Annotated in this window: 6 protein-coding genes; 1 reads left to right on the forward strand and 5 read right to left on the reverse strand. The window is 63.8% G+C overall.

From position 1 onward, the window contains the following. Positions 1–12 precede the first annotated feature (12 nt). From MnOB_RS19790 to MnOB_RS19810, 5 genes are all read right to left on the reverse strand, one after another. The gene (locus MnOB_RS19790; RefSeq protein ID WP_077525945.1) at positions 13–8724 is read right to left on the reverse strand and encodes a glycoside hydrolase family 94 protein; all 8712 of its coding nucleotides are present in this window, start codon (positions 8722–8724) and stop codon (positions 13–15) included. A gap of 29 nt (positions 8725–8753) precedes the next feature. After that, on the reverse strand, positions 8754–9137 hold the full coding sequence (locus tag MnOB_RS19795; protein ID WP_158713836.1) for a hypothetical protein: 384 nt from the start codon (positions 9135–9137) through the stop codon (positions 8754–8756). A 146-nt stretch (positions 9138–9283) separates the two neighbouring features. Beyond that, the gene (locus MnOB_RS19800; protein WP_077525947.1) at positions 9284–9520 is read right to left on the reverse strand and encodes a hypothetical protein; all 237 of its coding nucleotides are present in this window, start codon (positions 9518–9520) and stop codon (positions 9284–9286) included. A 44-nt stretch (positions 9521–9564) separates the two neighbouring features. Then, positions 9565–9780, reverse strand: a complete 216-nt coding sequence (locus tag MnOB_RS19805; protein WP_077525948.1) for a CsbD family protein — start codon at positions 9778–9780, stop codon at positions 9565–9567. A gap of 164 nt (positions 9781–9944) precedes the next feature. Further along, positions 9945–10241, reverse strand: coding sequence for a hypothetical protein (locus MnOB_RS19810; protein WP_077525949.1), 297 nt, complete (start codon positions 10239–10241; stop codon positions 9945–9947). Between the two features lie 456 nt (positions 10242–10697). On the opposite strand from MnOB_RS19810, the gene MnOB_RS28890 reads away from it, so the two are divergent. Then, positions 10698–11012 carry a hypothetical protein gene (locus MnOB_RS28890; protein ID WP_158713837.1) on the forward strand — a complete coding sequence of 105 codons (315 nt, stop codon included), beginning with the start codon at positions 10698–10700 and terminating at the stop codon, positions 11010–11012. Positions 11013–11108 lie beyond the last annotated feature (96 nt).

Here is an 11108-nt window from a genome sequence, read left to right on the forward strand (position 1 = left end):
CCCGGTGGGGCATCATGCTGCGCCGTCCCCGTGCCCCGGCATTTGCGCAATCCTATCCTTGGGCCAGGCTCGCGGTTGCTCCAGTCCACAAGGTTGGCAGTGGACTTTGACATGGTGATCCTGACCATCGTCCACCAGAGGCACACGACGATCTTCGAGCCTTTCTCCATCGAGGGTGACCTGCTGGCCGCCCGCTACGCTGTCGGTCTGCACAAGGTTGATGTGGTACGGCGTCGAACCGAATCGGTAGCGCAATTGGTAGCCCCGCCAACCTGCCGGCAACACGGGCTCGAAGCGCAGGCTCGCGCCTTCGCGTTGCACGCCAAGCAGTGACTCGAGGATGAGTCGATACATCCAGCCGGCGGCGCCGGTATACCAGCTCCATCCGCCGCGACCTTCGTGCGGGGCCATGGCATAGACATCGGCCGCAAGTACGTAGGGCTCGACCTTGTAAGTCTCGATGGCGTCAGCGAGCCCGTGGCTCACGGGGTTGATCATGTCCAGCAGCTCCCAGGCCCGCGCGGCGTCGCCCATCTCGGCGAAGGCCATGCTCGCCCAGACCGCCGCATGGGTGTACTGGCCACCGTTCTCACGCACACCGGGGACATAGCCCTTGATGTAGCCTGGGTCGGGCAGTGAACGGTCGAAAGGTGGAGTAAGCAGCAGGATCAGGCGGGAATCGCGGCGCACCAGGTGCTCGAACAGCGAGTCCATTGCCTGGCGCCGCCGCTCGCATGAGGCTACGCCCGAAAGCACTGACCAGCTCTGGGCAATGGAGTCGATTCGGCATTCGTCGTTGGAGGCCGAACCCAGGGCGGAGCCATCGTCGAAGTAGGCCCGTCGATACCAGGCGCCATCCCAGCCGTGGTGCTCGAGGTTTGCGCGCAGTTCCGCGGCCTGTTCGTTGCAGCGTACGGAAAAGGCGGCATCGCCATGATCCAGTGCAATGGCCGCGAACTGCTCCAGCACCGCGTGCTGGAAGAAGCCCAGCCACACGCTTTCGCCCTGACCCAGGACGCCGATCCGGTTCATGCCGTCGTTCCAGTCACCGCTGCCTATCAGCGGCAGGCCGTGGGTGCCTCGGGCCATTCCGCGCTCCAGGGCCCGCAGGCAATGCTGGTAAAGGCTTTCCCGCAGCGTCGAGCGCTCCGGCAGGTCGTAGTAGGACTCCTCGCCGGCATTCAGTTCCCGTCCTTCGAGGTAGCTTACCGGCTCGTCGAGCACGGTCCGGTCGCCGGTCAGTTGCACATAACGGCTGACAGCCAGGGGCAGCCACAGGTAGTCGTCCGAGCAGCGCGTGCGTACGCCTCGGTCGAGAGGCGGGTGCCACCAGTGCTGCACATCGCCTTCCAGGAACTGATGGGCGGCGCAAAGTAGCAGGTGCTGGCGTGCGCTTTGCGGGGCCGTGTGCAACATGGCCATGCTGTCCTGCAGTTGGTCACGGAAGCCGTAGGCGCCGCCAGACTGGTAATAACCGCTACGCGCCAGGAAGCGCGAGGCAATGACCTGGTACAACAGCCAGCCGTTGAGCACCAGATCTACCGCGGGCTCCGCCGTTTCCACGCGCACTTGGCCCAGGGTTTCGCGCCAGTGCTCGCGTACCGACTGCAAGGCTGCCTGGGCCGCGCCACGGCTGAGGGCGTTGCGCAGAAGGCCCACGGCGGCTCCGGTGTCTTGCTCGGCGCCCAGGCAGAACACCAGCTCACGTGAGGCTCCAGGGGCGAGATCGATACCGGCCTGGAGGGCCGCGCAGGGATCGAGGCCGCCACCACAGTGCCCGAGGAGCTGCCCCTGCGCCATCGCGGCCGGCGCCTGGAGGTTGCCGTTTCGACCAATGAACTCGCTGCGGTCTGTGGTGTGGCTGCGGCTCGGCGGGTCCATCGCGAAGAAGGCTACCCGCCCCGAGAACTCCATCGAATAGGGATTGCGCGCGAGCAGCGCGCCAGTGCCGTCGTGGACCTCAGTGACCAGATGCATCGCCGTCTTGTCCCGCAGATCGCCCAACACCCATTCGACATAGCCGGTGATGGACAGCTTGCGAGGGCGCCCGGACAGGTTGCGGACTTTCAGCAGGGAGTACTTGATCGGCGTGTCGAGTGCCACGTAGACCCAGAGTTCGCTTTCGATACCTTCTTCGCGATGCTCGAAGCAGCTGTAGCCGAAGCCGTGGCGTATTACGTATGGGGTGTTGCCGTGCCTGGGCAAGGGGGTGGCTGACCAGTAGTGGCCGGTTTCATCGTCGCGCAGGTAAAGGGCCTCGCCACTGGCATCACGGACCGCATCGTTCTGCCACGGCGTCAGGCGGAATTCATGGGCGTTCAGGTTCCAGGTGTAGGCGCTTCCGCTTTCCGAGATGACGGTGCCGAACAGCGGATTCGCCAGCACATTCACCCAAGGGGCCGGGGTGGCGACACCGGGTTCCAGCTTGAGCACGTACTCGCTGCCGTCGCGACTGAAGCCGCCATAGGCGTTGGCCAGGCACAGGGCAGGATCGGCAGCGCCGGCCGCCGGTATCGGAGGCTGTGCCGGCGGGAGTATGAGGTCGGGGTCGAAGCGCGGCCACGGCGCCTTGGGCTGCCGGCGAAGGATCTGGTCGTGCAAGGTGCCGGCTGTGTCGCTGAGGATGATCCGCGCAACCGCCTTGATCAGGGTGCGATCTTCCTGCGAGAGCTGTTGCGCGGGCCGTACGAAAATCCCGCCCGATCGGTCGATCAGGCTGGCTTCGGCGCCGGAGGTGATCAGGCCCATGATCAGGTCTTGCAGCTGCTGCCGGTATCCGGCGCTGTCTTCGTTCCAGATCACCAGATCTACCGCCAGGCCCTTTTGCCGCCAATAGGCATGAGCCTGAACCAACTGGCGCACCAGCTCGATGTTGACCGCATCGGCGATCTGCACCAGCACGATCGGCAGGTCACCGGAAATCGCCTGGCCCCACAGGCCGGTTTGGTTGCGCTGATTGCTGGTCAGGGCGCCGTTCTTCGCCCTCAGCGCAGCATTGGCGTAGAGGATGGAGGCGGCCATCTGCTCGTAGAGCCAGGCGTCGGCCAAGGAAGCGTTGAGCTGGCGCAGCTGCACCTGGCTGTGGGTCCAGGCGAGGTCGAAGACCCGGTCGGCGAGGTGGCGGTCACGGTATTTGTCTATCAGTTGCAGGCAGCCCTCGCGGCTTTCGCTGATGCCGCTGATCAGGTCGATGGTGACGGCCTGGCCCGCATCGAGTGTGACGCGGCAGCGGATCGCGACAATAGGGTCGAGCACCGAGCCGGAGGCTCCATCCAGTACTTCCGCGCCGGCATCCATGGCCGCCGGGTGAACCAGGTCGCGACCTCGACCAATGAAGCGCGCGCGGTCGGTCTCGTAGGAAATGCTATCGAGGTCTGCTCCATGGACCGCCATCAGGTGGCAGAACCAGGGCGCCTGTTCCTCGCTCGAACGCGGCCGACGCGTGCAGAGGATCGCCTGCAACGGCTTGAGCAATTCGGTCTGCACGAAGAGGTTGCTGAATGCACGGTGGAGCGCATCGCTGATGGCCGGCGCCAGCACCACTTCGGCGTAGCTGGTGAGCTCGATGCTGCGCCGGGCGCGTGCGCGGTTGGTCAGGGTGATTCGCCGCAGTTCGATGTCATCCTCCGGGGACACGACAATTTCGCTGTGCGCGTCGAAGTCCCGGTGGCGAACGCGGAACTCAGCGCGGGCGTCGGAGAAGATGGCTTCGTAGTGGTCAGGACGCTTCAGCGTCGGCTGATGCGCGACGGACCAGAACTCGCCACTGGCGATATCGCGCAGGTAGCAGAACATGCCCCAATCGTCGCAGGTGGCGTCCTCGTGCCAGCGGGTCACGGCCAGCTCGCGGCAGCGGCTGTAACCGCCGCCGGCGCTGCTGACCATCACGTGGTAGCGACCATTGGAAAGCAATTGCACGGCAGGCAGTCGGCGTCCCGGATCGGCGTATACCCGCAGCCTGTTTTCGATGGGGCGTGTGGCGGTGCTGCTGGCCTGGAGGTCGTGGATGTACTGGTATTCCTGTGCGCTCCTGGGCACGCGTTCCTGCAGAAGCAATGCGCTCGCCTGGAACTGCGGATCCGACTCGAAGCGCTTCTGCATGGGGCGGTCCAGCAGGAGGCTGGCCAGTGCCAGCAAGCTCATGCCCTGGTGGTGGGCCATGAACGAGCGAACCACCGCGGAGCTTTGCCCGCGAGGCAGGCGCGCCTGGGTGAAGTCGATGGCTTCGTACAGGCCGTAACGTCCAGCCAGGCCTTGTGTGGCCAAAACCTGCAAATTCCGGCAGGCCTGCTCGGGGGCCACCAGCAACGCGAGTGTCGAGGCGTAGGGCGCCACAACCATGTCGTCGCCCAGGCCTCGTTTGAGCCCCAGGCCAGGCACCCCGAAGGCCCGGTACTGGTAATTGAAGTGCGCATCCACGGTGTTGTAGCCGGACTCCGAGACGCCCCAGGGAAGCCCGAGTTGCTGGCCATACTCGATCTGCCGGTCGACGGCGGCGCAGCAAGTCTGGTCGAGGAGGGTGCCTTCGTATCTGGGCATCACCAGCAGCGGCATCAGGTACTCGAACATCGAGCCGGACCAGGACAGCAATACCGGTACGCCACGGGTACTGGTGAGCAACCGACCGAGGCTGAACCAGCTTGCCTGGGGTAATTGGCCCTGGGCGATTGCCACAAAGGTGCTCAGCCGTGCCTCGGACGCGAGCAGGTCATAGTAGCTGGCATCCTGGCGGCGCTCGTCGACGTTGTAGCCGATGCAGAAGAGATTGCGCTCGCTGTCGTAGAGGAAACCGAAATCCATATTCGCCAGACCTGCTGCTGTTTCCGCCAGGCGCTCGGCATCGCCGATCCGTTCAGCTGCATGACGGCGAACCGCAAGGACGCGGTCGCGCAGGGTTTCCGGCCACAGCCCAGTGTCGAGTTGGGCGAGCTGGCGCCAGGAGGGCAGGGGCGTGAGGTTTGCGGCGGCGGCCTCATCGTCGGAGCTGGGCAGCAGGCAGAGGCTTAGTTGCTCGTGCTGCTCCGCACATTGCGCGCGCAGGGCTTGCAACCAGAACGCGGCATCGCTGCCGGGGGCAGCTGCGTTGGCCGTCGCCAGTTCTTCCGTGCGGTCGCGCAGTACTTGCAAGCAACCGCAGGCTGCCGCAAGAGATGTCGGCGGCTCGGACAGTACTGCATCCAGCGTGACGCGAAGCCTGCGCAGGGATGGCCTTGCCTGTTCATCGTCGGAGTAGGCGGCCTCCAGTACGTCGAGGGTGTCTTCGAGGCCGCGCAACTGGTTTGACCGGAAGGGGCAGTCGTCGGCCAGCGCCAGAAGCCCCGGGCTCAGGGTCAGCAACATGCCCGCCAGGTTGCCGCTGTCCACGGTCGATACATATTGCGGGGCCAGAGGCTGCAAGGTCAGGGTGTCGTACCAGTTGTAGAAGTGCCGGCGATGACGTTCGAGGCTCGCCATGGTGGCCAGGGTCCGTTCACATCGGTGCAGCAGGCGCGCAGCGCTCAGGTAACCGAAGTCGTAGGCGGCCAGGTTAGCCAGAATAGCGACCCCTATGTTGGTGGGTGACGTGCGGTGGGCGAGGGTGGCGGTGGGGTGCTCCTGGAGGTTGTCGGGTGGCAGCCAGTTGTCTTCGGGGCCGACATGCTGGTCGAAGAATGCCCAGGTCTGCCGCGCCAGGTTGCGCAGAAAACGCAGGTCTCCCAGTGATGGGGCAAAACGCTTGGGCGTCGAAGGCCTGCTCAGCCACCAGGCGATAACTGGGCTCGCAAGCCACAGCAACAACAGGGGAAAAGCGGACGCCAGGGCCATGGGGTTCATCACCAGCGGTGCCACGAGCAGCAAGGCCAGCGCCGGGCCGATCCACATCATCCGGTACAGGCCGTTCAGGTGGTTGGTGCTGGTTCGCTCAACTTCTCGTGACGGGCTCCACTGCAACAGCCGGGATTTGCTGACGTACATGCGCCACAGGGTGCGCAGGATGGCGTCGAGGCTGTAGTAGGTCTCATGGGGCAACCAGGCCAGGCTCAGCAAAGCGCGGGAAAAATGCTGGGAGGAAGCGCGCAGGGTGGCCCTGAGGTGCTGCGCCAATGACATGTCGTGGGGCTTGCGTAGGAGATCGAGCAGTGAGGCGAGCAGCGGCGTGAGCATGCCGATGGCCAGTACCGCCAGGGTCCAGGCCAGGGGCTGGTCCATCAACAACCAGCCCGCCAGGAACATGGACAGGAATGCGGCGGGTTCGAGGCTGCGTCGCAGATTATCGACAATCTTCCAGCGCGACAGGGCGGAAAGGCTGTTGCGCTCGTGGCGACCGTGGGCGTTTGGTGCCCGGGGCAGAGTCCAGGGCAGCAGTTGCCAGTCGCCGCGAATCCAGCGGTGGCGGCGCTTCACGTCACTGCTGTAGCGCGACGGGAACTCCTCGTAGAGCTGCACGTCGCTGAGCAGCCCGGAGCGTGCGAAGCAGCCCTCGATCAGGTCATGGCTGAGGATGCTGTTATCGGGGAAGTGGCCGTTGAGGGACTGCTCGAAGGCATCTACCGCATAGATGCCCTTGCCGATGAACGAACCCTGCTGGAACAGGTCCTGGTACACATCCGACACGGCACGGGTATAGGGGTCGACCCCGGCATCGCTGCCGAGCAACTGGGCATAGGCGGAGCGAGCGGTACTCGGCAGGCTGATGCCAATCCGCGGTTGCAGGATGGCGTAGCCGCCGATCAGACCTTGCCCCCGGGGATCGACACGGGCCCGGTTGAGCGGGTGTGCCAAGGTGCCGACGAACTGCCGCGCCGCATCGCGGGGTAGCTGGGTATCGGTGTCGAGGGTGATGACGTAGTTGACCTGCCGCAGGACCTCGATCCTTCCCACTATCAGCGAAAAGCGCTCCAGGCCGGTGCCGCGCAGTACGGCGTTGAGTTCGGAGATCTTGCCGCGTTTGCGTTCGAAGCCCATCCAGGCGCCTTCGGCAGGGTTCCAGCGTCGCGCGCGATGGAACAGGAAGAATCTGTCCACGGCCGCCTCGGGGTACTTGCGGTTCAGCGCTTCGATGCGTTCCCGTGCCAGGGCCTGCAACTCGGCATCCTGTTCCTGGACCTCGGTACTGGCATCCAGGAAGTCGCTCAGCAGGGCGAAATGCAGGTTGTTGTCGCGGTTGGCCAGGAAGCGGACTTCGAGGCCTTCGCAGAGCTCGTCGATGTCCTTGGCGCTGCCAATCAAGGTGGGGACTACCACCAGGGTGCGTGCCTCGATGGGGAGGCCTTTGCTGTAGTCCAGGCGTGGGAGTTGGTGCGGAGCCACGGTCAGGGTAACCAGCCAGTTCACCAGGCTGACCGCCAGCCTGCTCGCCATCAGGAAGGCTGACAGCGCCAGCAGGGCCGTTGCAAAAGAAGGCAGGGCGCTGGTTAGCGTCCAGTTGATGAAGGGCCAGGTCAGCCCCAGGGACAGCAGTACCACCGGACCCAGGTAGAAGAGCAGGGGGGCGCTCTGCAACAGGCGCTCCCAGCGCTCCCGGAGTGTCAGGCGTACGGCCAGGCGTTGTTCGAGTTCAGACCGTCCCTTGTCGATGAGGTAGTAGCCGACGTGGCCGGCGATCTCCGCGGATGGGGCGCGTCGTGCCAGATCGAGAGCGATGCGGACTACGGTCACTTCCGTGCTTTCGCAATGCTTGGCCAGGTGCTCCACCACGTGCCGATAGAGGTCGCGGGTGGCGAATTCCATGGCGCCGTATACACCGGCCGGGTCTTCGTGCAATGCCTGTTCGACGTGGCTCATTGCCTCGACGAAATCGCGCCAGTTGGTGGCTGACAGCAGGCGCAGGCTGGCAATGCTGTTGCTGACTGCCACCTGATCCGCGGCTTGCTGCTGGGCATCGGCCGATACCAGGCGCTCGATGCTCTGCCCCGACTCGGCCAAGTGCTGTTCGATCCAGCTCAGCGGCAAGGCCAGGGCTGCACTCTGGCCTTGCAGCCGTCGGGCTAGCTCGGCGACGAAGGAGCTGGACATCGGTGGCGCGGCGCGTGCCATGTCCGCCACTGTCAGCACGACGCTCTTGGGGTCCTGCTCGGCGATCTCGGCTAGCCGGTCCGCCCAGTCATCGGCCAGGTTGCGGTCATCCCAGTTGGCCATGACGCGCGAGGCCACGCGGCGCAAGTTCTCGATCAGCGCCAGGCGCAGCATGATGGGAATGGCCCAGAGCTCGCCGAGCTTGAGCGGTGTCATGGCCTGGTAGGCGGTGACGAATCTGCCGAGGCTGTCGCAGTCCACCCGCCCATCGCCGTGGGAGATGGTCTCCAGCGCAATGTCATAGACCCGCGGCAATCCTTCGGAATCGCCGGAGGCCAGGTGCGGCAGCTCGCGGCAGTACCCCTTGGGCAGGTGTTTGCGTGCGGTGCGGATCTGCTCTTCGATCAGATAGTGGTTGTCCAGCAGCCATTCTCCGGCGGGCGTGATACGCCGGCTGGACAGCGAGGCGGCGGTGAGGATTCGGCAACTGCTGGCCAGGGTCGCCTCGTTGTCGGCCAGCCGCTGCAGCAGCCCGTCCGGGGTCCGGTGCGGGCTCAGTCGGTGCAGTCCGGCCAAGAGCGGGCCGTGTTGCTCCATCTGTTCCGCGCTGAAAAGGTCCGAGCGTAAGTCGGGTTCGTACTCGAAATGTCGGAAAGCCGTTCGCCAGCTCGAGATGAGGGCGTTGAGGCTGGGGGGGCGGAGCGTTACCAGGGCACGAAGAATGTTCATCCCGGAGGCCTGAGGTAGTTGTCGCCGTGTCAGCGTTCGGCCCGCTGGTCGCGGCTGCGATCGAGCAGGAAGCTGCACAGTAGTCCGATGCCGAAGGCAGCAGCGTCCCAGGGGGCCAGTGCCAGCGCCAGGGGTATCAACAGGAGCGCACTGAGCAGCGCGGAGTTCGTCAGCAGCGTCGGGATGCTCGCGCGCACGCCCGACTGCTGGGGCCATGGCGTGTAGTGATGCAGCATTGCCTTGGTGGGAACCCATGCCGCCAGGCCGATCATGGCCAGGACACAACCTTCCAGCCAGGGCTCTTGCGGGCCCGAGAACAGCAGGAAGGCCGCCAGCACGACCGCTGCGCTGCCATTCATCAGCAGATCAGCCTGATGCGCAGGTTGGCTGCGCTTCGGCCAATACATATTCATCGTGGATTCACCCCGTCCAAGTACTGTGCAGAGTTGGCTTTGTCGAGTCTGGGCGGGGTGTCTGAGGGCGTCTGTCTGCTAGCGCACATAGTGAGCTTTGCGTCGCTGTATCAGGCCGGGAGATATGGCTGGGGACGAATCGTGGATCAGACTATCCGGCACGAATTCTGAGGTTTGGCGTTGTTGGCCTTGGCCAGTCGGGTGACGCTTTGCAGGCTGATCAGATCCTCGCCGGAGGCGTAGAAGTCTTCATAGCGCATCAAGCTGGAACTCGACACCGGGACATTGATAAGGGTTGGAGTATCGTCTGGCGGACGCTCGCGCCGGGTGATCCGAATGATGTTGCCGGAACTCCTGGAAACTACGAAGTATGCAGAGATCATGGTGAACTCCTTTGCGAGGCCAGTCCTTCAGGTGATGCTCGCAGCTAGAGGGTGCGGCTTCTCTCGAAAAAGCTGATCACTTGCTTCTCGGCTTCTTCATGGCTCATCTCGTAACGCTCCTCGATCAGGTTGGCCAGTTTCTGGGCGTCACCTTCGGAGCCAATCAATTCGGCTACGGTCAGTTCATCCCAGACGACCCTGGCAGTACCTACCAACTCCCTCCATTTGCCCTTGATGATGTCTGCAAGAATCCTGCTCATGGTCTGACCTCAGTCATTGGATGGCGTACTCGCGAACGGGCGAGTCCTGATCAGAACCAGCATGGCAGCGGCGATATGATCGGTCGGTGCGCCATCGCGCATAGCACCGGCTATTTCGCGCGGAGCCTGGCCGTTGCAGCGAAGGCCAGTGTCTGAAGGGGGGATCAGCGCTTGGGAACCCCGACGGAGTCGAGGCCGGTGAGTTCGTCATCACCACGTGGAGTGATGGACTGGTCGAAGCATGGATGTTGCTGCATTTCCTGCCGCATAGGTTGCTCACCGGGGGCTTTATTCTCGGCTTGGCGTTTTGGTAGCAGATCGCATCTCTTCTTGATGACCGCGTCGATCTTGTCGAGGAAGTGGTAGAGGGCGCGAGTTCGTTGTCTGTGCGCAGGGCTAACCGCTTCCTGCACAGCGCTATCGAGAGTATCGGGAGTGTGACTATCGTTTTCGTCGGTCATGTCGGCTTCTCACTGGCGGAGTTACGTTCTGCAGGCATGGTGTCAGGCTCGCTGCACTCGGTCGGTGCGTTGGGCCACTTAGACCTCGGTGGGCTGGCGCACCGAGAGGGCGCCGAGGACCTGTAATGATCGGTTGAAGGCACCGCATCCCGCAGCGCCTCCGATCCAGAGGTCGTCATGCACACTCACATCGATCCCAGCCTGCGTCGAATAACCGGCAAGCGTCGCTCTCGACGGCTGCCGTCCTTGAAGACGTCCGGCGAGTTGCTACTCCACCATGTCGAGGAGGCGAACGACGCGGCACGCGTACCAAAGAGCGACGAACTGCGGCAAGGGCCCAAAACATGAGCCTTGCGAGGTGTCGGGCATGAGTGCGGCGGCGCACCGACGCAGGTCTTGCACTCTGCAACGCTCATGTAGCCGGCCCGCCGTATTCTGGGCCTTATCGAGAGCACCATGAGCATCTCAAGCTGTAGCGATAAAACTAACTGGCCCCAAATGCCCGCTGATCTTGGAGAGTTGCATGAGCGTACGCCACGCTTGCCGCTCTTCTCCCGGGCGGAACTCTATTCGTTCCCGGCGCGGGAAGATGCCGGGCCAGCACAACCTATGAGTGAGACAACTTCAAGAAGGACTATCGCGGCAGATGACCTATGCCTGGCGCGTCTGGACCCGGATGATTGCGTTGGAGGACAGCACGCCAAGGAGGTTGAGTACAACCAGACTCGTTACCTGCGTGCAGATGAAGCCTCGAAGAAATCTGGTGACTGAGCATCAGTGAATTGCCCCTACTTTCGTCGATGCATCTAAAGACTGCTTCTGGCCCAGACCGTGTAAAAACTTGGCTCGCGCCCTTGCTATGCTGCC

The organism is Metapseudomonas resinovorans (genome assembly GCF_002003485.1).
Taxonomy (GTDB): Bacteria; Pseudomonadota; Gammaproteobacteria; order Pseudomonadales; family Pseudomonadaceae; genus Metapseudomonas; species Metapseudomonas resinovorans_D.